At 69.7% G+C, this 26,354-nt stretch carries 16 protein-coding genes and 6 pseudogenes; 10 read left to right on the forward strand and 12 right to left on the reverse strand.

Annotated features, from left to right (window positions below; all coding sequences use genetic code 11):
- Nucleotides 1–359 precede the first annotated feature (359 nt).
- Complete coding sequence (car, locus tag OG500_RS37755; RefSeq protein ID WP_329587275.1) at nt 360–3,944, forward strand: carboxylic acid reductase; 3,585 nt, start codon at nt 360–362, stop codon at nt 3,942–3,944.
- Nucleotides 3,945–4,079: 135 nt separating this feature from the next.
- On the opposite strand, the gene OG500_RS37760 is transcribed toward car, so the two are convergent.
- On the reverse strand, nt 4,080–4,859 hold the full coding sequence (locus OG500_RS37760) for a hypothetical protein (RefSeq protein WP_329587277.1): 780 nt from the start codon (nt 4,857–4,859) through the stop codon (nt 4,080–4,082).
- Between the two features lie 120 nt (nt 4,860–4,979).
- Here OG500_RS37760 and OG500_RS37765 point away from each other — a divergent pair, with 120 nt between their 5' ends.
- Nucleotides 4,980–5,429 (forward strand): Lrp/AsnC family transcriptional regulator, encoded by a 450-nt coding sequence (locus OG500_RS37765; protein WP_329587280.1) that lies wholly within the window; start codon nt 4,980–4,982, stop codon nt 5,427–5,429.
- A 1,261-nt stretch (nt 5,430–6,690) separates the two neighbouring features.
- Here the strand turns inward: OG500_RS37765 and OG500_RS38300 are convergent.
- Nucleotides 6,691–7,493, reverse strand: a pseudogene (locus OG500_RS38300) (IS630 family transposase); the annotation flags it as partial.
- A gap of 326 nt (nt 7,494–7,819) precedes the next feature.
- On the opposite strand from OG500_RS38300, the gene OG500_RS37780 reads away from it, so the two are divergent.
- Together OG500_RS37780 and OG500_RS38305 are read left to right on the forward strand one after the other, a co-directional pair.
- Nucleotides 7,820–8,236, forward strand: a complete 417-nt coding sequence (locus OG500_RS37780; protein WP_329587286.1) for a DDE-type integrase/transposase/recombinase — start codon at nt 7,820–7,822, stop codon at nt 8,234–8,236.
- 22 nt (nt 8,237–8,258) lie between these two features.
- Nucleotides 8,259–8,444, forward strand: a pseudogene (locus OG500_RS38305) (hypothetical protein); the annotation flags it as partial.
- Nucleotides 8,445–8,683: 239 nt separating this feature from the next.
- Here the strand turns inward: OG500_RS38305 and OG500_RS37785 are convergent.
- A complete protein-coding gene (locus OG500_RS37785; RefSeq protein WP_329587289.1) occupies nt 8,684–9,616 on the reverse strand; it encodes an alpha/beta fold hydrolase in 933 nt (310 codons plus the stop codon).
- A gap of 318 nt (nt 9,617–9,934) precedes the next feature.
- Here OG500_RS37785 and OG500_RS37790 point away from each other — a divergent pair, with 318 nt between their 5' ends.
- Both OG500_RS37790 and OG500_RS37795 read left to right on the forward strand, forming a co-directional pair.
- Nucleotides 9,935–10,525, forward strand: coding sequence for a TetR/AcrR family transcriptional regulator (locus tag OG500_RS37790; protein ID WP_329587941.1), 591 nt, complete (start codon nt 9,935–9,937; stop codon nt 10,523–10,525).
- A gap of 245 nt (nt 10,526–10,770) precedes the next feature.
- Nucleotides 10,771–11,955 (forward strand): zinc-dependent alcohol dehydrogenase, encoded by a 1,185-nt coding sequence (locus tag OG500_RS37795; RefSeq protein WP_329587292.1) that lies wholly within the window; start codon nt 10,771–10,773, stop codon nt 11,953–11,955.
- Nucleotides 11,956–12,323: 368 nt separating this feature from the next.
- Here the strand turns inward: OG500_RS37795 and OG500_RS37800 are convergent.
- Nucleotides 12,324–12,641: pseudogene (locus OG500_RS37800) on the reverse strand (aldo/keto reductase); the annotation flags it as partial.
- Between the two features lie 60 nt (nt 12,642–12,701).
- Nucleotides 12,702–13,735: pseudogene (locus tag OG500_RS37805) on the reverse strand (alcohol dehydrogenase catalytic domain-containing protein).
- A 133-nt stretch (nt 13,736–13,868) separates the two neighbouring features.
- Between OG500_RS37805 and OG500_RS37810 the strand changes: the two are divergent.
- Entirely contained in the window at nt 13,869–14,786 is a 918-nt protein-coding gene (locus tag OG500_RS37810) for a helix-turn-helix domain-containing protein (protein WP_329587294.1), read from the forward strand.
- Between the two features lie 33 nt (nt 14,787–14,819).
- On the opposite strand, the gene OG500_RS37815 is transcribed toward OG500_RS37810, so the two are convergent.
- The 3 genes and pseudogenes from OG500_RS37815 to OG500_RS37825 form a co-directional block, all read right to left on the reverse strand.
- Nucleotides 14,820–15,938: an alpha/beta hydrolase gene (locus tag OG500_RS37815; RefSeq protein WP_329587297.1), complete on the reverse strand. Its 1,119-nt coding sequence runs from the start codon at nt 15,936–15,938 to the stop codon at nt 14,820–14,822.
- Nucleotides 15,939–15,966: 28 nt separating this feature from the next.
- On the reverse strand, nt 15,967–16,545 hold the full coding sequence (locus OG500_RS37820) for a hypothetical protein (RefSeq protein ID WP_329587300.1): 579 nt from the start codon (nt 16,543–16,545) through the stop codon (nt 15,967–15,969).
- A gap of 325 nt (nt 16,546–16,870) precedes the next feature.
- A pseudogene (locus tag OG500_RS37825) lies at nt 16,871–16,987 on the reverse strand (3-beta hydroxysteroid dehydrogenase); the annotation flags it as partial.
- A 168-nt stretch (nt 16,988–17,155) separates the two neighbouring features.
- On the opposite strand from OG500_RS37825, the gene OG500_RS37830 reads away from it, so the two are divergent.
- Nucleotides 17,156–17,776 carry a TetR family transcriptional regulator gene (locus OG500_RS37830; protein WP_329587303.1) on the forward strand — a complete coding sequence of 207 codons (621 nt, stop codon included), beginning with the start codon at nt 17,156–17,158 and terminating at the stop codon, nt 17,774–17,776.
- 186 nt (nt 17,777–17,962) lie between these two features.
- The gene (locus tag OG500_RS37835) at nt 17,963–18,499 is read left to right on the forward strand and encodes a hypothetical protein (protein ID WP_329587943.1); all 537 of its coding nucleotides are present in this window, start codon (nt 17,963–17,965) and stop codon (nt 18,497–18,499) included.
- A 13-nt stretch (nt 18,500–18,512) separates the two neighbouring features.
- On the opposite strand, the pseudogene OG500_RS37840 reads toward OG500_RS37835, so the two are convergent.
- Nucleotides 18,513–18,762: pseudogene (locus OG500_RS37840) on the reverse strand (ATP-binding protein); the annotation flags it as partial.
- A 488-nt stretch (nt 18,763–19,250) separates the two neighbouring features.
- Entirely contained in the window at nt 19,251–20,207 is a 957-nt protein-coding gene (locus tag OG500_RS37845) for a hypothetical protein (protein WP_329587306.1), read from the reverse strand.
- A gap of 592 nt (nt 20,208–20,799) precedes the next feature.
- Between OG500_RS37845 and OG500_RS37850 the strand changes: the two genes are divergently transcribed.
- Nucleotides 20,800–23,688 carry a PIN domain-containing protein gene (locus OG500_RS37850; RefSeq protein ID WP_329587312.1) on the forward strand — a complete coding sequence of 963 codons (2,889 nt, stop codon included), beginning with the start codon at nt 20,800–20,802 and terminating at the stop codon, nt 23,686–23,688.
- Between the two features lie 118 nt (nt 23,689–23,806).
- Here the strand turns inward: OG500_RS37850 and OG500_RS37855 are convergent, their stop codons facing one another.
- Together OG500_RS37855 and OG500_RS37860 are read right to left on the reverse strand one after the other, a co-directional pair.
- The gene (locus OG500_RS37855) at nt 23,807–25,195 is read right to left on the reverse strand and encodes an AlbA family DNA-binding domain-containing protein (protein WP_329587315.1); all 1,389 of its coding nucleotides are present in this window, start codon (nt 25,193–25,195) and stop codon (nt 23,807–23,809) included.
- Between the two features lie 89 nt (nt 25,196–25,284).
- On the reverse strand, nt 25,285–26,211 hold the full coding sequence (locus tag OG500_RS37860) for a hypothetical protein (protein ID WP_329587317.1): 927 nt from the start codon (nt 26,209–26,211) through the stop codon (nt 25,285–25,287).
- Nucleotides 26,212–26,354: the final 143 nt, after the last annotated feature.

A 26,354-nucleotide genomic window follows, 5' to 3' on the forward strand; every position in this document is an offset into this window, starting at 1 on the left:
CTGTGATCTGCCTGCTTCCCAGGATCGTGATCCCTTCCGCCCCGCGGTGTTCGGTACCGTGCTGGTGCCCGCTCCTCTGACGTACTCTCACGCGCTCTCACGCACGATCTGCCCGCGCACCGCCTGCCGGCCGTCAGCGCTCCCCGCGTCGCGGTCAGCGGCGGCACGGCCGCGATCTCTCGAAGACCTCCGCACCGCTGTCCCGCGTGCTGGTCACGCCCCGCATCGTCCGCCCTCGCGCCTGCGCTGCCTCGGGCCCGGCGGCCTGCGCCCCCACACCTCTTCCCCTGCATGCCCCTGCCCGAAAAGTGAACATCCCCTACCTGAAAGGGCCTTCGCGCCCGAAGAGAAGAGCACTCATGTCCGGCTCGCAGCTTCCCGCCGCAGACTTCAGCACACACACCGCCCAACGCGGCGCCCACCTGCACGCGACGGATCCGCAGTTCCGGGCCGCCGCGCCGCTGGACGCCGTCACCGAGGCGATCCAGCGGCCCGGCCTGGCGCTGGCCGACATCGTGGCCACGGTCATGGAGGCCTACGCCGACCGGCCGGCCCTGGGCGAACGTGCCACCGAACCGGTCACCGACCCCGCCACGGGCGGCACCACGCTGCGCCTCCGGGAGCGGTTCGACACCATCACCTACCGCGAACTGTGGGACCGTGTCGGCGCGGTGGCCGCCGAGTGGCGTCACCACCCCGAGCACGCCGTTGGCCCGGGCGACTTCGTCGCGATCCTCGGTCCCACCAGCGCCGAGTACACCATGACCGACCTGGCGTGCGTGCGCTCCGGTGCGGTGAGCGTTCCGCTCCAGGCCGGCGCCTCGGCGGGGCAGTTGGCCCCCATCGTCGCGCAGACCGAGCCGCGCCTGCTCGCGGTGGACATCACACACCTGGAGGTGGCGCTCCGGGTCGCGGCGGATGCCCCGTCGCTCGGCAGGATCATCCTGCTCGGCCACCGTCGCGAGAACACCGCCCACCAGGAGCAGTTGGACTCCGCGCGCGGCCGACTCGCGGCGCAGGGCCGCGGCGTCACCCTCGACACGCTGGCCGCGGTCATCGAGCACGGCCGCACGCTGCCACCCGCACCCCGGATCCCTGAGGGGGCGACAGCCGACGCGCTGAGCGCGCTGATCTACACCTCGGGAAGCACGGGGACCCCCAAGGGCGCCATGTACACCCAGCGCCTCGCAACGCAATTCTGGGTCGACGTCGTGCCCGGCCAGGAGACCCGGCCGTCCATCGTGCTCAACTACATGCCCCTGAGCCACATGATCGGACGGGGCCTGCTGTTCGGCACGCTCGCCAAGGGCGGCACCGCCTACTTCGTGGCGTCGAGCGACCTGTCCACCCTCTTCGAGGACCTCGCCCTGGTCCGCCCCACCGAGTTCCTGATGGTGCCGCGCATCTGCGAGATGCTCTTCCAGCGCTACCGGAGCGAGTCGATCCGTCCGGACGAGACGGGAGGGGATCCGGCGGACCAGGCAGAGCAGGCAGACCAGGTGGACCAGGTGGACCAGGCGGGCCAGGAGGACCGCGTGAAGCAGGAGTTGCGGGAGCGGGTGCTGGGCGGCCGCATCCTGTGGGCCGTCAGCGCCTCCGCCCCGCTGAGCGCGGAGATGAGGGCGTTCGTCGAGAGCTGCCTGCAGGTCAGGGTGCCCGACGGCTACGGGTCGACGGAGGCGGGCATCGTCTGGCTCGACGGCCGGGTGCTGCGCCCGCCGGTCACCGATCACAAGCTGGTGGACGTGCCCGAACTCGGCTACTTCCGCACCGACTCACCGCACCCCAGGGGCGAACTGCTGGTCAAGTCCGACCGGCTCGTCCCCGGCTACTTCCAGCGTCCGGACGCCACCGCCCAGGTCTTCGACGAGGACGGTTACTACCGCACGGGCGACATCGTGGCCCGCACCGGTCCTGACACGCTGGTGTACGTCGACCGCCGCTCCAACGTCATCAAGCTGTCCCAGGGCGAGTTCGTGGCGACCTCCCCGCTGGAAGCCCTCTTCACCGGCAGTCCGCTCGTCCGGCAGGTCTTCGTCTACGGCAACAGCGCTCGCGGCTACCTGCTCGCGGTCATCGTCCCCACCCAGGAGGCGCTCGACCGCACCGGCGAGGACACCGGCCGCCTCAGGTCTATGCTGCGCGAGTCCCTGCACCAGCTCGCCACCGAGGCGAGCCTCAATGCGTACGAGCTCCCACGGGCGTTCCTCATCGAGCCCGAGCCGTTCAGCCAGCAGAACGGGCTGCTCTCCGGCGTGCGCAAGCTGCTGCGCCCCGCGTTGACCCAGCGCTACGGGGAGCGACTCGAAGCGCTGTACACCGAACTGACCGAGCGCGAGAACGACGAACTCCAGGCCCTGCGCCGGACCGGGACGGACCGGCCGGTACGGGAGACCGTGCTCCGGTCCGCCCGAGCGGTGCTCGGACTCCGACAGGACGAGGTGAACCCCGCCACGCGCTTCCTCGATCTCGGCGGTGACAGCCTCTCCGCGCTGACCTTCTCCCAGCTGCTGAAGGAGGTCTTCCACGTCGACGTCCCCGTGGACGTCGTCCTCAACCCGGTCAACACGCTGCAGCAGGTGGCCGATCACATCGAGCGGTCCCTGACCTCGGGCCACCGGCGCCCCAGTGCCGACACCGTCCACGGACCGGGCGCCACGCACCTGCTCGCGGATCACCTGACGCTGCGGGCGTTCCTCGATCCGCAGGCCACGGCGAGTGGCGGCAACCTCGTCGGTGGTGGGCCCGCCGGCCGGCTGCCCGAGGCGCGGACCGTCCTGCTGACCGGCGCCAACGGCTTCCTGGGCCGCTTCCTGTGCCTCGCCTGGCTGGAGCGCGTCGCGCAACGCGGCGGCACCGTGGTGTGCGTGGTCCGCGGCAGCACCGACGAGCTGGCCCGGGCCCGGCTCGACGCGGCCTTCGACACCGGCGACCCGGAGCTCCTGAAGCACTACCGCGCCCTGGCCGCCGAGCACCTGGAGGTGGTCGCCGGCGACATCGGGGAGGCCGACCTCGGGCTCGACCCGAAGACCTGGCAGCGGCTGGCCGACACCGTGGACCTGATCGTCCACCCGGCGGCACTCGTCAACCACGTCCTGCCGTACGACCAGCTGTTCGGCCCCAACGTGCTCGGCACGGCCGAACTGATCAGGCTCGCGGTCACCTCCCGGACCAAGCAGTTCACCTACCTGTCGACGATCACCGCAGTCTCCGGCGCCGCGGCCGACGAGGCAGCCGACATCCGCACGGCCTGCGCCGCGCGCGACCTCACCGGCGACTACGCGGACGGCTACGCGGCCAGCAAGTGGGCCGGCGAAGTGCTGCTGCGCGAGGCGCACGACACCTTCGGCCTGCCGGTCGCCGTGTTCCGCTCGAACCTGATCCTCGCCCACCCGCGCTACCGGGGTCAGCTGAACATCCCGGACGTGGTCACCCGTCTCCTGCTGAGCCTGCTGGCGACGGGCATCGCCCCCGGCAGCTTCTACGCCCGGGGCACCGGTGACGGCACCGGCCACTTCGACGCGCTCCCCGTGGACTTCACGGCGCGGGCCATCGCTTCGCTGGGCGAGGACGCCCGGGAGGGGTACCGGACCTTCAATGTGGTGAACCCGCACGAGGACGGCATCTCGCTCGACACCTTCGTCGACTGGCTGGCGGCCGCCGGACACCCCCTGACGCGCATCGACGACCACGAGGAGTGGTTCGACCGCTTCGAGACCGCCCTGCGAGCGCTGCCCGACCGCCAGCGGCAGCACTCGCTGCTTCCCCTGCTGCACGCCTTCGCGAAGCCGCAGCAGCCCCTGCCCGGCTCCGCCCTCCCGGCCGACCGGTTCCGCGCGGCCGTGCGGGCCGCCGCCCTCGACGAGGAGAACGACATCCCGCACCTGTCGCCGGACCTGATCACCAAGTACGTGGCAGACCTCCGGGCACAGCACCTGCTGTAACGGGCCACGGCGGCCCGTGCCCTGACGCGCCGCACGGCCAGTCCCGGCGCTCCGGTACGGCAGAGGAACAAGGAGCTCTGCCGTACCGCCGTTGCTGCCCGGCCACACAGCGCCGGGCGTCAGGCGGATCGTGCGTCACGCGGGCCGGGCGGCCGCCGACCGCGGGAGGCCCAGGCGCAGCAGTCGGTCGCCGGTCAGCAGGGCGGTCAGGGCGAGTGCGAAGGCGGCGGCCGGGCCGAGCGGGACCGGGGCGAAGCAGAGCACCAGTTGGAAGCCGAGCGTGCCGGCGGCGGAGGTCAGCGCACCGCGCATCAGCTCGGCGGCGGCCGGGGCGCCGGCTGTTCGGTGCACCGAGGTGCCCATGATCGAGAGCAGCACCGGGAGCGCCGACAGGACGCCGCCGACGAAGGGCCCCAGGGCAGCGGCGGCGGCCAGCGCGCCCGCCACGGTCACACCGGACAGGGCCATCCGCACCGGTATCTCCCAGCCCCGGGCGGCAGTCGGCTGCCGGTGGTCGGCCCCGGTGGCCGGCCAGGTCAGCAGGCCGGCCACGATCACGGCCGAGGTCAGCGCGGCGGACAGCCGGACCTCGTCGAGCCCGGCCCCGACCAGCCCTGCCCCGGCCGCGCAGAGCAGGGCGAGGGCGAGCGTGCGCCCCGGCGGGCGGGTCGGGGCGAGTCGCGCGTGGGCCAGGCAGAAGCACGCGACGACCAGTGTCCCGGTGACCGTGCCGTGCGCGGCCGACGCCGCCCGCTCCGGTCCGGAGGCCAGCCAGGTCAGTGCCAGGAACGGGCCGGTGGTCGTCGGCGCGCCCAGCAGTTGGCCGCCCCGGCGTGGCCCCAAGCGGCGCGCGACGACGGAGGCCAGCAGGACGAGGGAGGGGGCGAGGGCAACGCGGAGCAGCAGCAGTTCCATGCCTGCGACTCTCACGTCGATCCGGCCGATTTTGGCTCGGACCTACCGGCTGCTGGCACTGATTCACCGCTGGATCGTCGCTGATATCGGTGATCGGCCGAGTATTCGTACCATGGTGTCGTGGACCGCATCGATCGACACCTCCTGACCCTCCTTCTGCAGGACGGCCGGGCCACCTACCAGGAGCTGGGCCGCCAGGTCCGGCTGTCCGCGAACACGGTGGCCGACCGGGTCCGCCGGCTCCAGGCGAGCGGGGTCATCCAGGGCTACCGGGCCGAGCTGGACCTGGCGGCGTTCGGCCGCGGCATGCAGATGATCAGCGACATCCGACTGCGCGACGACACGGACCGCCGCGCCTTCGAGCGGCAACTCGCCGACGTGCCCCAGGTGGTCAGCGCGATGCGCCTCACCGGCGACTACGACTTCCAGCTCCGGCTGGCCTGCACCGACGCGCGCGAGTTCGAGACCGTCATCGACCGACTCAAGGCCGAACTGGGCGTCCGGGAGGTGCGCAGCCGACTCGTCCTGCACGAGGTCTCGCTCGGCCTCGACCGCATTCTTGAGCCCTGACCTCAGCGAAGAGTGTCACGCTCCGGGAATCGCATGACATCTGCCGGGAGCAGTCCGTACGCGAGCCTCAGCGTGTCGGCGGCCGCCTTTGTCTGTTCCCCCTCCGCGGGGCGGCCGTGTGCGGCTGACCCGGCGGCGGGCTGGTGAGATGCGGTGGACATGGTCTACCCGCAGGGCGCACAGCGACCTGGGTCAGAAACGGGCAGCAGTTGGGCGGGACGTCGGGACGCGGGCATGGACTGTGGCCGCCGGGTGCTCAGCCGGCTGCGGCGGGTGCAGCGGGGCCGCAAGATCGCCGGCAGGCGTCGCCCCGTCAATGCGGTCATCTGGTTGCGCTTCCCTCGTTCGGGTTGTTGCAGCACCCGAGCCCGACCTGGTCCGGCCACCAGTCGTCGGCAGGGGACCGGCCGACCAAGCCGACACCGTGGCTCCCTGCTGCGTTACTCGGTTGGTCGAGGCAGTGAACGCGGGAACCCGACAGCGGCAGCTCGTGGCGAGGGTGACCAGTTCGGCAGCGTACGGGCGGGAGCGTGGGGCCGACCGGCGGGTGCCGCGGCAACGGGCAGGATGCTCGTCGCATGAAGTGCGGGCGGCGGTGCCGTTCGGCAAAAAGATGATCTTGGCCATCTTCGTTCTCGTCTTTCGTTCTCGTCTCCGCAGACATCCCGCACCAGGAGGAATCCAGTGTCATCCCCGCAAGCGACCCCTCGTAGAGCTCGTAGCCCATGGAGCCGGGTCGCAGGCGGAGCCAACTCGCCATCCGGCGGGTGACGTCGAGGAACCCCTCACGGCTCACCCCGGGGTGCAGCCTCAAAATCACGATCTGAACGCTCGGCTGGTCGTCAGGCACCGGGCCTTCCCGGTAATGCGGCGTGAACTGTGTTGATTCTACAAATCCCGCCGCACCGAATGAGCGACGTGCATCGTGAAGTCGCAGGTCACGGGTCTGGTGGGAATGGCGAGTCGGGTACTCGTGGCGGTCGGCGGCCGATGACCATGGTGTAGAGCATCGGGCAGGTCCGGTTCTGGCGGGATGCCGGGTTCGGCTGGCCCACGACCGGCCCCCGCCTGCGATCCGTACACGGCAAGCTGGAACCTCGGCGGTGAAGATGACCAAGATCGCCGCACGGGGCTGGCTGTACAAGCGGGGCGACGGGCGGTTCACAGCACGTCCGTGCGCGCGCGGGGTGGGCCCGTAACTGACGGGCCCCGACGGCCATGGGGATCGCCCTCCTGCTTGAGCGCTACTGACTTCGGCGCTTCAGGGTGATGGGGGCGGGAGGTCGAGCGAGAGTCCGGTCCCGGCGAGGAAGCCGTCAAGGATCTCGGAGCGGTACTGCAGTCGCTTGAGGCGGTTTCGGACAAGGGCTTCGAGTCGGTCGAGGGCGACGCTTGTGAGGTTCGCCAGGCTTCGTTTGACGTGGGCCCACAGGTACTCGACAGCGTTCAGGTCGGGTGCGTATGCGGGCAGCACGAACACCGTCAGCCAGTCCCGTGCGCCGATCAGGTCGCGCATGGCATGGGAGACGTGGGTGTTCAGCCGGTCCCGCACCAGCACGATCGGCGCCCTGACCAGGTGGTGCATCCCGTCGATCAGACCGATGCAGTCGTGCTCGGAGAGGCTGCGATGTTCGCCCTTGCGGCCGCTGTGTCGCAGGATGCGGTGGCACAGCCGGGTCCGCGAGCCCGGTCGCATCCCGATCAGCCCGGCGACCGAGATCTGCCCCGAGCCCCGGCCGCAGACCTTCACGACCGGGGTGCGGCCGCGTCATCCCCAGGTGCGTCCTGTGGGCGGTCTGCGGGTGAACCCGGCTTCGTCCTCGAAGCAGAGCCATCCGTCGCAGGCCGCCCGGGCGCTTTTACCTCCGCCCAGGTCACCTCCTTCCACGCGGCCACGACGTGCTCGTCGCGTTCCGCGGCCCGCCGCACGGGAACCTGCGGAGTGAATCCGAGGCGGCGCATCAGACGGGTGGCACCTGAAACACTTTAGGGGACGTGGAACTTGCGGCCGATCAGCGTTGCCACCCGCGCGCCTGTCCACACCTGGTCCTGGTCCCAGCCGTGCACGGCAAGGTCGCCGCTCCTCGGCGACCGGCCGCCGAACCGGCTGGTCTGCGGCGGCGCCCAGAGGCATCACGCCATCTCCATGCTGCGCAGAAAGTGCGGTGATTGCATGGAGTTACTCAGGGGTAGTGTCCGCTCGCCATGCGAGAACACCGCCCGAGGGGCCGTCACGAGTGGGCCCATGCCCGCGCCCACGACCGGGTCCGCGAGCGGCCCGCCGCTCCGCCGGGCGTCGCCGCCGGCCGGGAGGCCGCCGGGGACGCTGCCGGTCGCCCCGCGCGTCCGCGTCCGCCGACCGCGCGGACCGGAAGAAGGTGGAGCGGATCATGCGCGAGCGCGGCATCGCGGGTGTCACCCGGCGCCGGCGCCGCGGCCTGACCCGCCAGGCCCGCAAGCCGGTCTTCGCCCCCGACCTGATCGGACGCGACTTCACCGCACCCCGTCCCGGGGTTCGACTGGTTGGTGACATGACCTTCCTGCCGACCGAGGAGGGCTGGCTCTACCGGGCCACCACGATCGACCTGGCCGCCCGCGAGGTGGTCGGCTACGCGATGGCCGACCACCACCGCGCCGAACTACCGGTGGCCGCGCTGCGGATGGCTGCCGGCCGAGGCGCCCTGGAGCGCGGCTGCATATTCCAGTCGGATCACGGCAGCGAATACACGTCGAGTGAATTCCGTAGCGAGATAAGCAAGTTGGACATGAGGCAGTCGATGGGAAGAGTCGGCTCCTGTTACGAATAACGCCGCCGCCGAGAGCTTCTTCGCCGTACTGAAGGAGGAGATCGGCATTCGAGTCTGGCCGGACCGGGCCAGCGCCCGCGCGGAGGTCTTCGCGTTCATCGAGACCTTCTGCAACCGCAGGCGCCTGCGCAGGCATCCTGAGTGGGGCTACCTCACGCCACTCGAGATCCGCCAGCGGCACCAGCAAGGTCACACCCTCGCGGCGTAGACGGAGAGTGTCCAGCCGCAGGGTGGAACTTCATGGACCCGACTCCCTCCTGCTTCGGGTCGTCCGGGTCGCCCGCGCACCGGCGGTTCATCGGTGCGCGGGCGAGGTGGGCTGGTCGAGGTGCGCGGTCGACCCGGTGAACCGCAGAGCCGACCAGGGGAAGTCGCAGTACTGCGATGCTGGACAGCTGCGTCGGTCAGGGGGCGGGTGCCGGTCCTGACACTTGCTTCCGTCCGGTCTCAATCGTCTTCGGTGATGAAGTCGGTCAGCGCGGCAGCGACGGCATCGGGCTGTTCATCGGGGATGAAGTGTCCTGCGTCGGGCACGACGATCCCGGTGGCGTGGCCGGCCCACGGCCTGAGGGAATCTGCCATGTCGGGGATGGAGCCGTGGCTGCTGGAGATCCCGAGAACCGGGACCGTCAGGCGGTGTTGTTGCAGCGCTTCGTGGTTCTTCTGCGCCGACTCGGCGGCGTTCCGGTAGTAGGCCAGAGATGCACGGAGACCGCCGGTGGCGGCCACGGACGCGGCGTACTGCTCGATTTCGGCGTCGTCGAAGGTGTCGGAGGAGAGGGACTTGGCCTTCAGGAACCAGCCGACGTACTCCCGTTCGCGGCCGGCGAGCAGTGTCTCGGGCAGGTCGGGCACGAGGTGGAAGGCGAAGTGCCAGGTCTTCCAAGCCTGTTCGGGATCGGTCGGGATGGCGTCGGGGAGTGTGATGCCCGGGATGCCGGCGTCGAGCAGTGCCAGGCCACGCAGGCGACTCTGGTACTTCAAGGCGAGGGAAAAGGCGACCCACGCGCCGATGTCGTGGGCGGCCAGCCAGTATGTCGCGACTCCGAGCGCCTTGACCGCGGCATGGACGTGCGCAGCGGCCGTGTGCGTGTCGTAGCTGATGTCCGGGCGTTCGGAGTGGCCCTGGCCCGGCAGGTCGATCGCGATGACTTGGAATCGGTCGGCCAGGTTCGGCATCACCTTGCGCCATGCCCACCAGGTCTGAGGGAACCCGGCGAGCAGCACGATGGCCGGGCCGTCCGGCTGACCGCCCTCGACCGTGTGAAGCCGGACGCCGCCTGCGTCGACCCAACGGTGGGTGAAACCGGCCAGGTCGGCCAGCGGCAGGCCGCGGACCGGGTTGACGGAGTCGTGGGGGGCGCTTGCGGGGTCATTCATGGCTCTCCTCCACCGGTGTGAGGTGTGGTGACGGTCCGCTGAAGGTGTCAGGTGTGCTGGTTGGTTCGGCGCGTCGGCCGAGGGCCGGGCCCGCGACGTCGGGACTCAGGCTGCCGATGTCGGCCGCGGTGCTCAGCGTGGCCGACTCCGACGAACGCGAGGGCGCCGACCGCGAGCACGCGGGCGCGTCGCTCCGCTGTGAGGTTTGCGGGGTATCCGGCCGTGATCACGTCTTCACCCTAACTCATCTTGAACTGATTAGTTCAAGATGGGAGGATGGTCTCCACTCGGAAGGTGGAGCAGGAGGGCGGTGCCGGCGTGGCAGGCAAGAAGCAGTTCGACATCGCCACGGCGCTCGACGCCGCGATGATCCAGTTCTGGCGGGCCGGCTACGCGGACACGTCGGTGGACGACCTGTGCCGGGCGACCGGGCTCAACCGCAGCTCCATCTACTCCTCCCTCGGGGACAAGGACGCGCTCTTCACGCGCTGCCTGGAGCGCTACACCACGCGCTATGGAGACAAGTACGACGCCGCGTTGTCCTGCGCCGCCGACCGGCCCCTGGCAGCCGCGCGGGCGTTCTTCGACATCACCCTGGAACGCATCGCGGACCCCGGCCTGCCCGACGGATGCCTGGTGGCCCAAACCGTCATGGCGACCCCCGTGCTGAGCGCGAACATCGCGGCGCGTGCACGGGAGGCGATCGGCCTCCAGCACACCCGGCTACGCGCCGCGCTGAAGGCCGCCCGGCTGCACGACGAGGCGGCCGAGTCCTTCGCGACCCACCTCGCGGCCGTGAACCAGTCCCTCGCCGTCATGAGCAGAGCCGGAACGAGCACGGAGCAGCTGCGCGCCATCGTCGACGTGACCCTCGATGCACTTGCACGGACTCTTGGCGCGAGCGACTGAGATTTGTGCGTCGGGGTGCGCGTCGGGGCCCCGGTGTCTGCCCGGCTCGGGCTCATGCTCAGGTGCAAGGACGATCGGGGCGCCTATTCGCGTTCTCGCACAAAGTCTTCCGGCGGCCCCGGGGTGACGGCTGCGCGAGCTGCCGCCGCGGTGAAGAAACGTGCGGCTCCTTATGCCCGTTTCGTGCACCAGGACGTGGACACACGCTCGATAGAGCGTCGATACGACCCCGGCGAGGAGTGATGATGAAGGCCTTGACCTGGCACGGCAGGCGAGATGTCCGTGTCGACAGCGTTCCCGATCCGGCCATCAAGGATCCCACCGATGTGATCATCAAGGTGACCGCCAGCGGACTGTGCGGATCCGATCTCCATCTCTACGAGGTTCTGGGCCCCTTCCTCGACGTCGGCGACATCCTCGGTCACGAGCCCATGGGCATCGTCGAGGAGGTCGGACCCGAGGTCACCGCCGTGAGCGCGGGCGACCGGGTGGTGATCCCGTTCAACGTCTCCTGCGGGACCTGCCACACCTGCGGGCAAGGCCTGCACTCGCAGTGCGAGACCACCCAGGTGCGGGAGTACGGCAGCGGCGCCTCGCTGTTCGGCTACACCAAGCTCTACGGGCAGGTCCCGGGCGGGCAGGCCGAGTTGCTGCGGGTTCCGTTCGGGAACAACCTGCCGATCAAGGTGCCGCACGGCCCCGTGGACGACCGCTTCGTCTTCCTCTCCGACGTACTGCCCACTGCCTGGCAGGCTGTGGAGTACGCCGCCGTCCCCGACGGTGGCAGCCTCGTCGTCCTGGGGCTGGGGCCGATCGGCGACATGAGCTGCCGAGTCGCCCTGCACCGCGGCGCATCGCAGGTCATCGGCGTCGACCTTGTCCCCGAACGCTTGGAGCGCGCCCGGCGCCGGGGAGTCCAGGTCCTGGATCTCAACGAGCACGGCAAGGACCTCGCCGACACGATTCGTGAGTTGACCGGAGGGCGCGGCCCGGACGCGGTCGTCGACGCGGTCGGGATGGAGGCCCACGGCTCGCCCGTAGCGCAGCTCGTCGCCCAGGCCACCGACCTGCTGCCGAGCGCCTTGGCCGCGAAGATGATGGAACACATCGGCGTCGACCGCCTCCACGCCCTGTACCTCGCCATCGACATCGTGCGGCGCGGCGGCACCATCTCCCTGTCCGGCGTCTATGGCGGCCAGAGCGACCCGCTGCCCCTGCTCACCATGTTCGACAAGCAGATCCAACTGCGCATGGGCCAGGCCAACGTGCACCGCTGGGCCGGCGACATCCTCCCCCTGCTCACCGATGACGACCCGCTCGGCGTCGACACCTTCGCCACGCACCACGTTCCGCTCGACGACGCCCCGGCGGCGTACGAGATGTTCCAGAAGAAGCAGGACGGCGCGGTGAAGGTGCTCTTCAAGCCCTGAACCGCCGTGCCGAGCCTGCCTGTCGCGCTGCCCTGAACCGCCTGGCCACGAGTGCCCGGCGGTCGGCGTTGCCGCGGCCACGGCGACCTCGGCCTGATCACGGGCCCCTGGTGCGTGATCGAGCTGCTGCGGGGGGCGAACTACATCGAGGACACGGGGGCCTGCCGGAGACATGGGATGCGATCGTGGCTGCCAGCCCGTATCCGAGCCTGGTGCTGTGGGTGGTGTTCTCGGTGGCTTTGTTCACGAGAACTAACAGCACTTGTTCACGAGTTTCAGCAGCAGTTGACTGCTCCTGAGAATCGAACATGCCGTGTCTACACGGCGCGGGGCACCCGACCCTGCGGGCGGGGCCAGGTGCCGTCGGCCTCGACTGCGGTGCGGATGCTGGCCGGGCTGCTGTCGGTGCCGCCGTCGCGGCCGGTGTGGGAGATCAGGCCGAACTTGGTGGCCAGCACCACCTGGTCCCGGCGGCCCTTGAGCGCGCGGCCCACCAGTTCCTCGTTGGTGTAGGGGCCGTAGACCTCGGCGGTGTCGATCAGGGTGACGCCCAGCTCCAGGGCGCGGTGGATGGTGCGCTCGGACTGCTCGTCGTCGGTGCCGGCGCCGGTGTAGCCGTGGGACATGCCCATGGCTCCCAGGCCGATGCGGGAGACGTCCAGGTCACGCAGGCGGATGTGCTTCACGGGAATTGCCGTCCTTCGTTCGGTTCGCACGTCACGGGGGTGCTGTTGGGCGGGCTCGGGTCACGGGCGGACGATGACCTTGAGGGCTTCGCGGTCGTTCATCAGCCGGTAGCCCTCGGCGACGTCGTCCAGGGCTACGGTGCGGTCGAACATCCGGCCGGGTCGGATGCTGCCCTCCAGGATGTGCGGCATCAGCTCGGTGATGTAGGCGCGGGCGGGGGCGACGCCGCCGGTCAGGGTGATGTTGCGCAGGAACTCGGGAACCCGAGCGGGACCTCCGGGTACTGCGGGGCCCCGACTCGGCTGATCGTGCCGCCGTCGCGGACGACCCCGGCGGCCTGCACGAGGGCGTCCTTGAGGCCCACGCACTCCAGCACCCGCGGTGTCCCGCGCCCGCCGGTCAGCTCGCGCACCGCGGCGACGCCCTCCTGGCCGGGGGCGGCGACCACGTCGGTGGCGCCGAACGCGCGGCCCAGATCGGTGCGCGCCGCGTGGCGGCCCATCAGGATGATCCGCTCCGCACCCAGCAGCTTGGCGGCGATGACCGCGGACAGGCCCACCGCGCCGTCGCCGACCACCGTCACGCTCTCCCCCTGTTGGACGTCGGCGGTGCGGGCGGCGTGGTAGCCGGTGCACAGCACGTCCGAAAGGGTGAGCAGGTCCGGCAGCAGCTCGGAGTTCTCGCCGACGGGCAGGCGGACCAGGGTGCCGTCGGCGTAGGGGACGCGGGCGGCCTGGCCCTGGCCGCCGTCGACGCCGTTCACGCCCCACGGGCCGCCGCGCTCGCACGAGGTGTGCAGCCCGGCGCGGCAGTACTCGCAGGTGCCGTCCGAGTAGGTGAACGGTGCCACGACCAGGTCCCCGACCTTGACGGTGGACACCTGCGGGCCGATCTCCTCGACCACGCCCAGGAACTCGTGGCCCATCTGCCGCGGGTGCTCGGCCGGCGGCTGCGACTTGTAGGGCCACAGATCGCTGCCGCAGATGCAGCCGAGCACGATCCGCACCACCGCGTCGGCGGGCTGCTGGACCTGCGGGTCGGCCACGTCGGCGACCCGCACGTCACCGGCCTGGTGGAGCAGGGTTGCACGCATGGATTCCACTCTCCCTGACGCTCTCGGACCCGGCACCCGGGCCAGGCAGCCCCAGGCTGCCTGCTCCCCAGACAACACCGCCCACCGCCTCACCGGGACCATCAGAGGGACCCTGACAAGGTCCCCCACAGCCGTGTCCCAGGCGGTGGCCGGCCGTAGGGTCGGGGCATGGACCGACGCAGCGAGATCCGCGACTTCCTCACCACCCGCCGCGCCCGGATCACCCCCCGAGCAGGCCGGTCTCACCCCCTCCCCGCTCGCCGGAGCCCGCCGCGTCCCGGGCCTTCGCCGCGAGGAAGTCGCCCAGCTCGCCGGCGTCAGCGTCCCCTACTACACCCGGCTGGAGCGCGGCGACGCCCGCGGCGCCACCGACGCCGTCCTGGACGCCATCGCCGGCGCCCTGCAACTGGACGACGCCGAACGCGCCCACCTGTTCGACCTGGTCCGCACCGCCAATGCCACCACCGCTGCCCGCACCCCGCGCCACCCCGCCCGGCGCACCCTGCGCCCGGAACTGTGGAACGTGCTCGAAGCCATGAGCGGCGTCCCCGCCTACATCCGCAACGGCCGCCTGGACCTGCTGGCCGCCAACGCCCTGGGCTGCGCCCTGTTCGCCCCCGTCTTCGACAGCCCCGCCCGCCCGGTCAACTCCGCCCGTTTCACCTTCCTGGACCCCGCCGCCGCCGAGTTCTACCCCGACTGGGACGCCGTCGCGGACCAGAACGTGGCCACCCTGCGCGCCGAAGTGGGCCGCAACCCGCACGACAAGGCCCTGTCCGACCTCATCGGGGAACTGTCCACCCGCGGCGACACCTTCGACCGCCGCTGGGGCCGCCACGAAGTACGCCGCCACCGCGCCGGAGCCAAACGCATCACCCACCCCCTGGTCGGCGACATGACCTTCAACTACGAGACCATGCAGCTCACCGCCGACGAGGGCCTGTACCTCATCATCTGCGGCGTCGCCGCCGGCAGCCGCGACGCCGACGCCCTCAACCTCCTCGCCAGCTGGAACACCACCACCGCAACACCCGCGACCAGGAGCAGCTGAGCCCCCGAGTAAACGCTCGCCTCTGCCGCCCGACTACCGGGCTTCCGCGAGAATCGAACACCGAGCCACACCGGTGACTCCCAAACTCGTGAACAAGTGCTGTCGCTTCTCGCGAACAAAACCATCTCGGTGATGGAACGCGCCAGTCAAGTCCCCTGGGGTCACCTCGGTCGGCGTTGCCGCGGTCTTCGTGAGGTGCCGGGCGAGGTAGCTGTTCCAGGTGTGGTGGAAGCTGGTTGCGAGGTGGGACTGCGGGGCGAACAGGTCGAAGGCGTGGTAGGCGCCGGGGTAGAGGTGCAGTTCGACGGGGACGCCGTGGGCGTGCAGGCGCGCGGCGTAGTCGAGGCTCTCGTCCCGGAAGACGTCGAGTTCACCGACGCCGATGAAGGTCGGGGGCAGGCCGGCGAGGTCGGTCCCCCGGGCGGCGGCGGCGTAGGGAGTGACGTCCTCGGTGCCGACGCGGTCGCCGAGGACCGCTTGCCAGGCAAGGAGGTTGGTCGAGCGGTCCCAGATGCCGATGTCGGTGATCTCCCGACTCGAGCCAGTCGTGTTGCGGTCGTCGAGCATCGGATACTGCAGCAGTTGGAACAGGGGTGTCGCTGCGCCGCGGTCGCGGATCAGAAAGGCGGTGGCGGCAGCGATGCCTCCGCCTCCGCTCTGGCCGGCCAGGCCGACCCGGGTGGGGTCGAGGCCGAGAGCGGTGGCGTTGTCACTGATCCACCGGTAGGCGGTATATCCGTCCTCAGCGGCACCGGGCGCGGGGGTTTCTGGGGCCAGACGGTAGTCGACGGCAACGACGGCGCAGCCGAGTGCCGCGGACAGCTGTTTGAGCCAGGGTGCGTCCTGGGCGGCGAAGCCGAGCACTTGCCCACCGCCGTGGAACCAGACGATGACTGGCAGCGGCCCGGGCGCGTTCTGCGGACGCAGCAGGAGGACCGGGACGTCGGGGGCTTCTGCGCGCGGCACCTGGATCTCGTGGGTGGTGACGGTGGGCTCGTCGGGGATGCTACCGGCGATGACTTCTGCGAGCGCGCGGACGGCCTCGCGTGTGGCGGGGATGTCGGTCAGGTCGAAGACACCATTAGGGCCGATCGGCATGGCCTGGAGTGCTGCGGCGAGTTCACTGTCGATCGCGGGACGGGAGCGGGGCATGGTTCTTCCTTCCTGGGTGGGGCCTGCGTCAAGACACGGGAGGGGCTGACCGTCGATGCGGCGAGGTAGTCGCTCGCAGGTCTTCGAGCAGGCCCAGGTGGCTCGGTGACCAGCTGAGCAGGGCCGGGATGTGGCGCGGGGACCGGGCGGGATGGAGTTGGGGGCGAGCCCGGCTTGTGCGGGTCGCCGGGACGTCGAAGTAGTGGCCCTGGCCGAGGTCGTCGATGAGGCCGGGCTGGACGGGCTTCCAGCCGAGGAGGTTCCGGGTCAGCGCGTTCGAGGATGGGTTGTCGGCCGTGGCGTGGGCGCTGAGGAAGCCGAAGTGGGCGTCGGCCTGCGTCGAGGGGGTGCTGACCACCGGCAGGTACAGCCTGCGGCCGATGGCCTCGGCGATCTCCCGGAAGGGGATGCCCTGGTCGTCGACGCCGTGCAGCCGCGACCCGGCTGGCGCGGATTCCAGCGCCAGCCGGTACAGGTGCGCCGCGTCGAGGGTGTGCACTGCGGGCCAGCGGTTCGCCCCGTCGCCGACGTAGGCGGCGACGCCCTTGGACCGGGTGAGGGAGATCAGGGCCGGGATGAAGCCATTGTGGTCCTGCGTGCTGTGCACGATCGGTGCCAGCCGGAGGTCGGACGACCGGATGCCGGAGTGCGACCACCGCGTTCTCGGCGTCGATCCGCGGCCCCGCGTCGATCACGTCGGCTTCGGTGGCGGCGTCTTCCAGCGCCGCGAAGGTGAGCAGCATGGTTCGCGACGTGGTCACCAGAGGCTTGCCGGGTGCCGGCGAGCGGGTTTGCGAGCGTCTTGATGGCGCGCAGATCCGCTGCGACCGCGCTCTCGAAGTCGCCGGCGAACGTGCGTCGTTCTTGAAGACCAGGTGGAGGAGGCCGTCGGCCGCGGCGGCTACGGCGAGGCCGTCGCGGCCGTCGAGGTCGCCTCGGTGTACCTCGGCTCCGGCTGCCGTCAGCGCGGAGGCGGACGTGTCCGAGCGGGCCAGGCCAATGACTTGGTGTCCCGCTTCGAGAAGTTGGAGAACGACGGCGCAGCCCACGGGTCCGGAGGCTCCGGTGGCGAAACGCGCATGGTGCGTACCTTCCTGCTGCGGGCTCCTCCCGGGACGAGGGCCCTGATGTCAGTTCGTGACATCACCGTAGCATCGACGTCAGTCTCTGTCGTCACTTTGATGTCAGATCCTGTCATCGCTGGGTAGGATCGGAACATGAGCCGATGGAAGCCCGCCGCACGAGGCCGACTGGAGAAAGCGGCGCTGGAGCTCTACAACCTCCAGGGCTTCGACGCCACCACCGTCGCGGAGATCGCCACCCGCGCCGGGGTCACCGAACGGACCTTCTATCGGCACTTCGCCGACAACCGGGAAGCCCTCTTCCCGGGCGACAACCCCCTCACCGACATACTTGCGAACGCCTCGGCCACCGCCCCCGCTCTGCTCCCGCCGCTCGGGGTGACCACCCACGCCCTGACCGAAGCCGCTCCCGTCTTCGCAGAACGCGCAGATCTGGTACGGCAGCGTCAGGCCGTCATCGCCGCCAACCCCGAACTCCAGGAACGTGAACTGGCCAAACTCGCCTCACTCACCTGCACGCTCGCCCACGCGCTGCGCGAACGTAAAATGGAGACCACCACCGCGGCACTCGCCGCGGAGATCGGGATCGCCGCGTTCACGGTCGCCTTCGAACGGTGGGTCAACAACCCCGACCGACACTCACTCGCCCAGCACATTCAGGAATCCCTGGACACCACCAGGCACCTCATCGCACTTGCCGAGCACGTCGCCGCCACCGACGACGTGAGCTTCACAGGCCAGGAGGGAGTGGCATGAATGCGGTGGGCGCCCTCTGTCATGTCAATCCCCTGGTTACGTATAGCCCTTCCTTGTGCGGCTCATCATTATCGGTGGTTCAGCGCATTCAGGCTACGGTGGACGACGACCTCGTCGGCGGTCTGGCTGTGTAGGTGAAAGCGGAGAGCGGATGTCGGTGAGTTCTGGCATCGGTTCTTGATCGAGATGCTGGGCGATGTCAGCCAGAACCGAGAGCACCTCGATGGCCGTGCCGGCGTGTCGGAGATCGGCGGCATAATCCATGCCGTGGATCTGCGAGTGGAACTGGTGCCCCCGTCGGTGAGCCGGCAGCAGTTGGAGGAGCTCTGCGGTGAGATTGTGCGGATCTCTGACCTGGTGCTCCGCAGAGCTGAGAACGCGGGCGAAGAGATCGTGGCGTTCAACGCGAGGACGGGTCACGACTACGCGGTTCTCGACTTCGCCGAGTACGACGGGGGCCGGGACTTGGTCGAGTTTGCGTTGGAGGCCGCCCGGCCGGCCCGGCCCCGGATCGCGGACGTCACCACGGACGAACTCGTCGAGGTCGTCTGCAGGATCCTGGCCGGCGGCCCGGAGAGCAACTACTACCTGCGGCTCCTCGGAGCTAACGTGACGCATCCCCGGGTCAGCGACCTCATCTTCCATCCCCCGGCCGGACTGCGGGACGCCTCGGCCGAACAGATCGTCAACGAGGCTCTCAAGTATCGTCCGGTCGTCCTGTGACCGGCTGGCTCAGTCAGCGGGCGGCGGCCTGCTGTTCGGCTCGGGCGCGGGTGCTGGCCAGGCGGTAGGAGTCGATGCCGGTCTCGATGATGGTGCCGTTGAAGGTGAGGCGGTCGACGATGGCCGCGCAGAGGCAGGTCGGTGAAGGTCTTGGTCCAGCCAGCGAACGACTCGTTCGAGGCGATGGCCACGCTGTTCTTCTCCTCCCGCTCGGTCAAAACCTGGAACAGCAGTTCGGCGCCGCGGCGGTCGAGTTCCATGTGTTGGGTCGGGGACGGGGCGCCGTGCACCCTCTCGGGTGTCGGTCTTCCCGTCCCCGCCCTCCTCAGGTCGTTGAACGGCCCAACCAACTGGGGAACGGAGAGCGGGGCTGGCCGTTTTCGCGGGTCCTCATCAGTCCGCGCTCTCGGAGGTCATTTCCAAGAGCGCCGACGCTTTTCCCAGGGCCTCCAACGCGGCCTTGTTCCGGGTGGGCTCCCTCTCCAGCCGTTCCACCTGCCGACGCAGCTTCTCGTTCTCGACCTCGGCGGCGGACTTCTTCGGGCGGGCCGGGCTGGTGCGGCGGTCGACCAGGTTCTCCAGGGCCCCGGCATCGCGCGCGGCCCGCCACTCGGTGACGTGGGAGTGGTACAGGCGCTCGCGGCACAGGACCGCGCCCTTCTCACCCTTGGGCGCGGCGTCGTACTCGGCCGCGGTCCGAAGCTTGTACTCCGGGGCTCGGCCAGGTGGGTCGAAGCTCCGCCGTGCTCAATTACCCACGGAGGGCCGACAGCCAGCCTTTTCGGAACTCCCACGCCGGATGCGGCAAGTACGACCAGGGGAACGTCTTGGCATGTCCCCGAGTTGCAATGAAGTGTGGCCTAGCCAGGGCGTGCTGGCCGGTGATGGTGTACCAGAACGCCGCAGAGTTGTGCAGGGCATGCTGCCCCTCGGTGTCGCCGTACTCCAGCCACCCACTGATGGCGATTTCGGCCCGGCTTCGCACCGAAGCTCGCGCGAGGAACGCCTGCCTCTCCGCAGGGGCCAAGTTGTACCACCGTTCGATGTACGCCTGCACCAGGTTCATACGTACCGGCGAGCCGGGGGCCGCAGCCCGGTACTGCTCGTCCACAAGGCCCTGCAGCGTCTCCACCGGTGTTCCCCATTTCGGTGACAACGACAGGACGACCTGCTCGTTTCCCCGCAGATGAGTGTCACAGCGAGCGGTCAGGGCGCCGAACCTGCGCAGCGTGGCGTCCGGGCCGATCTCCTGGCCGCGCGCCATGTGTACGAGCAGGACCCACGGCGTGGGGTCCCCGGGTGCCAGGGCGGCCGCTTCCCGGCACACTTCCTCGGCTCCGGACAGCACGCGGTGGAACTGATGAAACAAGTCCGGGCTTGTACTGGCGGCGCGCCGGTAGCCCCGGATCTTCCAGGCCCGCAGCACCGCGTGCGCCCCTCGTAGTGCCCAAGCGTGCGGGTCGTCGGCTGCGGAGTCGAACCATCCTCGGACCCAGTCGGGCACCGCCCGCCCGTGCCGCCGCACCAGTTCCTCGGCCGCGACATATACCAGATCGGCCCGGACATCGTGGTCCGGCTGCCCCGCCAGGGCACGGGTGACCCGCGACAGATCCTTGCGGCGTACCGCCGCCCGTACCGCACGCAGCTCAGGGCGCCCATACGTGCAATCCGGGCGACATGTGACGATCTGGCCAAGCTCCTTGATCATTCGGGAATGCTAGGCCACCGCCAACGGCCGACACCATCTGTCCTCCTTCCCTGCCAGCATGGCGGGCGCAAATGTTCGGCCGGAGCGGCTGCGAGGCATTCCCGACCGCCTCGGGCTCGCGACCCGGCAGGATCAAGCAGGGGCCCCGGCCCAGCGGCAGTCGACACCGGCCGCCGGCCTCCACGAAGTCCAGCTCGAACGCCGACAGCGCCGGGTCGTCGTGCACGAGTGCGGCAACTGCCACCGGGACCCCCACCACTGATCAAGATCAAGTGGCAGAAACCCGCTGTCCGTCAAGATCATCTGGCACGCGGTCAAGATCTCATGTCAGGGGTCAGCACCAGTCGGCGCGGCGTGGGCCCGGCTGCGACTTCTCGGTTTGGTGTCAGTGGTGGTGAGAGTCGGTAGCGTTTCGAGGTCTGTGGTCCGGGTTTGTGCTGGTCAGGCTGGTATTTGGTGTGGGTGGCCGGTTGGCAGAATGACTGTCATGGGGTGAGAGGCCCGTGGTCGGGCGTGCTGTCGTGGGGTAGTACCTCATTGCAGCTGGTGCTGTCTCGGGTTCGAGAGATCTTTCCCCCGGGACCAGTGGGTCGTGCTGGTTGCGCAGCAGTACATGGCGGCCGGAGAAGACCAGGAGGCTCGCGAGTTCCTGGCCGCCAACGCCGACCCTGGATCCCCGCTGCTCCTTGCCACGACGGCGCTCTGCGACTCTGACTGGGACGCGGCCTTGAGCCATGCCGCGTCATGGCAATCCGGTACCGAGAGCACCCGCGTATTGAAAGCCGCGGTGGAAGCGACCGCCCTCACAAACACGGGGCAGGACGATGCTGCTCTGGCTTGCCTGCGTGCTGCGGATCCGGACGGCACCTTGTCCGGGGTCCAGCTGGCGATCGCCCAGATCCTTCTGGGGCGCGCAGACCGCAGACGCGGCGACCAGTGGTTGACGGAGGTTCAGGAGGCTTTTTCGCTCGCGATCAAGGCGCGCGACAGCCGGCGTTCGTGGTTCGGCGACAGCGTGGCTCCCATCGTGGCCGCCGTTCAGGCAGCGCAGGCGTGCGGTGACATCGCCACCGCTTGGGAGCTGATGCAGGAACAGCCAGAGGGGCAGGCCACTACTCGTGAGGCGCGTGATGTCCGCCTGCTTGAGCACCGGGCCCTGCTGGCCGCGCTCACCGGACGGATGGACGAAGCCAGGCGCCTCCAGGGCCAGATCGACAGCGTCTACATCAAAGCGCAGATCACAGCCCTCACCCTGGAGCGGGAGAACGGCGATCAGGCGCAGATCTCGCAGCTCCAGGCTGCCTGGCAGGCGGTTTGGGACGCGGCCGCCACCGAGCATGAGCAGCTTCACGCCGCGATGGGCTTGGCTGAGTGGGGGGTGGAGCCTGCCGGCCTGAACAACCTTGAAGCCGCCCACCCCGATCTGGTCGCCGACATCCGGCTCATCGCCCGGGCGTCGAGGTCCAGTGCCACCGGTGACCTCAGCGTTCTTCGCGCCAACGTCACCAAGAGCCCCATGATCGTGATTCTGCTGGCGCAGCACTACCAGGTCACCGGCGACCGGGAACAGCGGGCACGGACCCTGCGCTCGGGCGCCGAGTACTGGCGGGACGCCTCCATGATGGCGATGGCGGCCAAGGCATACCGGCAGGCCGATATGCCGGGGACGACAAGGGACTGCGCGCGGGACGCGCTGGAGCTGGGAGGCCCCGGCTGGCCTGCCCAGAGCAGGAGCGAGATGTACGCGCTCCTGGTCGACGCGGAGTTCGCGGAAGGCAATCCCGATCGAGCCGCCGCTGCTGCGCGCAGCATGCTCACGCTCAACCCGCACGACCACGACGCCCTGTGGGCACTGGCCCGCTGCCACGTGGTCCGCGGTATGACTGAGGACGCCTGGAACGTACTGGTCGATCAAGGAACCCCCGTTGAGCCCCGCACCCGACACGAGGCCCTGCTGTGGGTCGCCCTGGGGGTGAGGTATTCCGACGACGCGACCTTCGTAGGCCAGGCTCTGACGTTGATGCGGCGTTGGCCCGATGACGAGGAGCTTCTCGGCGGCTTCATCACGACACTGCACGCGGGCGCTGCTGCAACGCAGGAGCGCTGGAGCGAGGCGGACGGTGAGCAACTGAGGCAAGCTACCGAGCGCTACCTGGAACGCTTCCCCGGCAGCTCCCAGTTCCGGGCCGTGCAACTGGGCCCCAACAACGACCCCTTGGCCAACCTTGCCGACGATCTGAGGCAGGCATATGAGAGCACCCGAGAGGTCCGGGACAAGGTCGCCAGCGGCGACCTCCCCCTGGGCATCCTGACGCGGGTGGTGGGCCGCACCTACACCGAGGCCAGCCTGTGCCGCGCCGCCGGCTTCGTGTATGCCCGCGATGCCATGGCCGATGCCGCAGGTGCTGAAGCAGTCACCGCTGCTCAGAGCGTCCGCGCTGTCATCGATCCGACCGTCGCGCACACCCTGGCGCTGCTGGATCCTCGGCTGGCCGAGATCCTGATCGGATTCCCTGACGGAGTTGTCACCACCGACCAGCTGTTCCAGGACGCGCTGCAGGCAAAGGATTCGCTGGCCCTGCAGTCAGACCTCACGATCGTCTGGGATCCCGAAGGGCAGCAGCCGGACGTTCGTCCCGAAGAAGCGGGCGAGCTCGAGCGGTACCGCTCCACGGCGGGCCGCGTCGTTGAGATCCTCAGGTCAACTGCCAGGGTTCCGCATCCGGAACTGCGAAGCTTCCCGCTCCCCGCACACCGCGGAGGGCAGTGGCTCACCGCACTCGACCACGCGAAGGAACACGGGCTGGTCCTGTGGACCGACGACCGAGTGCTGCGCTCCCTTGCACACTCCAGCGACGTCCCTGCGTTCGGAACCCTCGACCTCCTCGACGCGGTGGGCACAGCGGGTCGGCTCAGCACAGACGAAGTCCTGCTCGCCAAGGCAGAACTCCTGCGCCACTACTACGCCGACATCGACTTCTCCCACGACCTCTACACCGCGGCCGCCCTTGCGGACGGCTGGCGCGCGAAGGCCGTCGCGGAAGCGCTGTCCCGCCCACAGGCATGGACCGAGCCGCAACCGGTGGCCTCGTTCGTTCTCGGCTGCATCACCCACGTCAGTGAGCGATACCCGCAGGACATCGCCCAATGGCTGGCCATGGCGTCCACCGGCCTGGCGAAGGCATCGGCGTCTGGCGCCGTCAGCCAGAACCTCAAGACGCTGGCTTGGCACGCCCTGACGCAGTCATGGGTTACCGCTTCTTCGCTCCCGTTCGTTCTCGCTGGGCTCCGTTGCGGTATCGCCGTTCGCGATGACGCGGGAACGCCGCTGGAAGACGCCCTCGCCCAGTTCTACGCCGCGCTGGTCGCCGAGCTGGGCCACAAGCTGGCGGCCAGTTGGCTCATGAGGCTGTTCGACCTCGCTCCCGATACTGAGAAGACCATTGCCGCCCGTGTCGTGCTGACACACCAGGGAAGCTGAACGTTCTCGTAGGCCGGAGTGACAGCCCGGTCGTTGGACCTTGTATTGGCCTCGCTGCAATTACAGGTGACGTCCGATGCCGCTGACTGCGACGGCATCGCGCGGTCGAGCGGCGCGGTCAGGCGGTGGCGATGCCTGCCTGCTTGGCCCAAGCAGTGATGAGAGTGCGTTCGGGTTCGGCCCAGGCCATGGCGTTGAGGGTTCCGTCGCGGGTGAGCTGAGGGGCTTCGGCGAGGCCGTAGTGCTGGAAGAGGTCGCCGATGAGCAGGGAGGCGGCCTGGAGGAGTGGGGTGGCTCCGTCGGCGAGGTCGTCGAGGAGGGTGCGGGCTTGTCCGGTGGCGGTGCGGTTGGCTGTGGTTCCTACCTGTATTCCGCTTTCGTGTCCGGAGAGGCGTTGGTGGGCGAGGTGGAGGGCCTGCCAGCGGGGAGTCGTACCAGAGAGCAGGACGGGCGAGTCGGTGGGTGTACGGCTGATGATTCGGGTGCGCAGGGCGGTGGTGCCGCCGGCTCCGGTGCGGGTCACGGCGTGGCGGGCGAGGTGGCGCAGGGCGGACAGCACGAGGGTGACGATGGCGTCGGTGTCGGCGCCGTGGCCCCAGGGATTGGCCTCGCTTGTCGCCAGTTGCCATGTGGGCACGGATACGGCCCAGGCGCCGGAGCCATCGCTGTGGAGTTCGGCGACGAAGTCCGGGGGCTGCCCGTGGTCCAGCAGGATGATGCGGCGGTGGCCGACTCGGGTCTGGGTGAAGGGTGCGCTGGTGCGTCCGATCAGGGGAGCGGCTCGTAGTTCCTGTTCGGTGATGCCCCGGATGGTGCGGTTGTTGATGACCATGTCGCCGGGGACGTCGGGGACCAGGGATACGGTCAGCAGTGCGTTTCCGCCGGTCCGGTGGAAGGAGTGTGCGAGGTCGTCGGTGGTGTCCTCGACATCGGTCTCGACGCGGGTGAGGCGGTCGCCGCGTTCGGTGAGTTCCTGGAAGCGGCGTCGGTAGGAGGTGGCGACCTGGGCTTCGGTCAGCCAGCGGGTGGTGTCGCCGTCGCGGTAGGGGTACGCGAGCCGGTGGTCCTGGTTGTGTTCGATGACGGCGTGGGGTGCGTCGGGGCTGCGGGGGACGGCGATCAGGAGGATGCCCTGGTTGGATCCGGGTGTGTCTTCCTTGGCGATCAGTTCGATTCGTGGGGCGGGCCGTAGGTTGGAGGCGACAGTGGCCCGGATCTGGCGTAGGCGGCCGTCGGTGAGTTCTACCGGGACGACCGCGCTTGGGCAGCGGGATTTTCGGTCTTCGGCGAGCCCGAGGACCAGGACGCCGCCGATGGTGTTCGCCATCGCGGCCACGTCCTTAGCCAGTTCGGTTTTCTTGTCTTGGGCGTAGTGGATTGACTTGTAGTCGAGGTCTTCATCCTCGAAAGCGTCGGTGTTGCCGACCAGAGCGGCGAGTTGGGCGAAGGTGATCTGGTCGAGTCGGCCGCCGAAGATGGCCTCGATGCGGTGGAAGCGTGCTGCCATGGGCTGACCCTAACGATCGTGTCGTGTCGGAGGGGAGCGTCTGGGGGGTCCGTTCGCTTCGGCCTGGTGCGGGGCGGGGAGCGGACTGGTCAGCCGCTGCGTGCCGGCGTCCGGTGGATCCAGGTCCATAGGAGGTCGCTGGGTGGGGGTGTGAGGCGGGCGATGCCGAGGCGGTGGGCGGTGTGGCGGCAGAAGGCGGTGATGGCGGGATGCGGGGTGGGTGCGGGTCCTTGCCGTGGCTGTCCGGGCAGGCGGGTGGTGGCCAGGGTGCGGGCGAGGACGATCGTTTCGGGGTAGGTGACGAGGCCGCGCGCGTGCAGGGCCCAGGACCTTCCGACGGGTGTGACGTGGGGGTTGGTGTCGGCCAGGCGCTGGAGCCGGTGCTGCCATCGTGTGGCGAGGACGCTCTGCTGGTCGTACCAGCGGGTGGTGATGGCTGTGGCCCAGAGGGTGGCGTTGGCGGCGTCCGGGCGGCGGAGCAGGCGCTGGTGGTCGCGTTGGGCCTGGCGCAGTTCGGGCAGGGCGGCGGTGGTCAGGTGGTTGTCCGGATCCAGGCTCCAGTGTCGGTGGAGCGGGCACAGGGCCTGGTGCGCGGGCGGGTGGATGCTGGCGCGGCTGGTCGCTCCTTGGGTGTGGCGCAGGGTGCAGGCGGGACATGCCAGGACGGGCTGTTCGCCGGGCTCGAGCGGTTGCCAGACGCCGGCGGGCGACGTTAGCCCACCGGGTGTCGCGGCTCGGCGAGTACCGGTGTTGGGGGAGTGGAGCTGGGTACGGTCGGCGGCCAGGTGGGGCAAGGCCCGGCTGAGGTCCCTGAGCGGTGTGCGGGTGAAGACGGCCAGTTGGTGCTGGGCCGCGGTGTCGAGGCGGAGTTCGGCGGTGCCGGCACCGGCGCGGCTGCTGCTGGGGTGGGGGAGGGCGATGCCGAGGGCGTCGAGCAGGTGGACGGTGGTGGTCCGGTAGGCGTGGGCGAGGCGGTGCAGGTATGAGGCGGTGCTCTCGTGGGGGATAGGCCGCACCCGCACGGCTCCGGCCGTCGGTGGGTGGATGGGGCCGAGCGGCCGCGGTGCACGGGGCTCTGCCGGGGCCGGCAAGGGGCCGGTGGTCGCGGTGCCGCTGGAGCGCGCCTCGGATGCTGCGAGAGCTTCCAGGAACAGGGCGC

The sequence above is a fragment of the Kitasatospora sp. NBC_01250 genome (assembly GCF_036226465.1).
Classification (GTDB): Bacteria; Actinomycetota; Actinomycetes; order Streptomycetales; family Streptomycetaceae; genus Kitasatospora.

Bases quoted from the DNA above. Each gene is read 5' to 3' on its own strand.
- car (WP_329587275.1), top strand. From the start codon at position 360: ATGTCCGGCTCGCAGCTTCCCGCCGCAGACTTCAGCACACACACCGCC.
- OG500_RS37760 (WP_329587277.1), bottom strand. From the start codon at position 4,859: ATGGAACTGCTGCTGCTCCGCGTTGCCCTCGCCCCCTCCCTCGTCCTG.
- OG500_RS37780 (WP_329587286.1), top strand. From the start codon at position 7,820: ATGCGCGAGCGCGGCATCGCGGGTGTCACCCGGCGCCGGCGCCGCGGC.
- OG500_RS37785 (WP_329587289.1), bottom strand. From the start codon at position 9,616: ATGAATGACCCCGCAAGCGCCCCCCACGACTCCGTCAACCCGGTCCGC.
- OG500_RS37795 (WP_329587292.1), top strand. From the start codon at position 10,771: ATGAAGGCCTTGACCTGGCACGGCAGGCGAGATGTCCGTGTCGACAGC.
- OG500_RS37815 (WP_329587297.1), bottom strand. From the start codon at position 15,938: ATGCCCCGCTCCCGTCCCGCGATCGACAGTGAACTCGCCGCAGCACTC.
- OG500_RS37830 (WP_329587303.1), top strand. From the start codon at position 17,156: ATGAGCCGATGGAAGCCCGCCGCACGAGGCCGACTGGAGAAAGCGGCG.
- OG500_RS37835 (WP_329587943.1), top strand. From the start codon at position 17,963: ATGCTGGGCGATGTCAGCCAGAACCGAGAGCACCTCGATGGCCGTGCC.
- OG500_RS37845 (WP_329587306.1), bottom strand. From the start codon at position 20,207: ATGATCAAGGAGCTTGGCCAGATCGTCACATGTCGCCCGGATTGCACG.
- OG500_RS37855 (WP_329587315.1), bottom strand. From the start codon at position 25,195: ATGGCAGCACGCTTCCACCGCATCGAGGCCATCTTCGGCGGCCGACTC.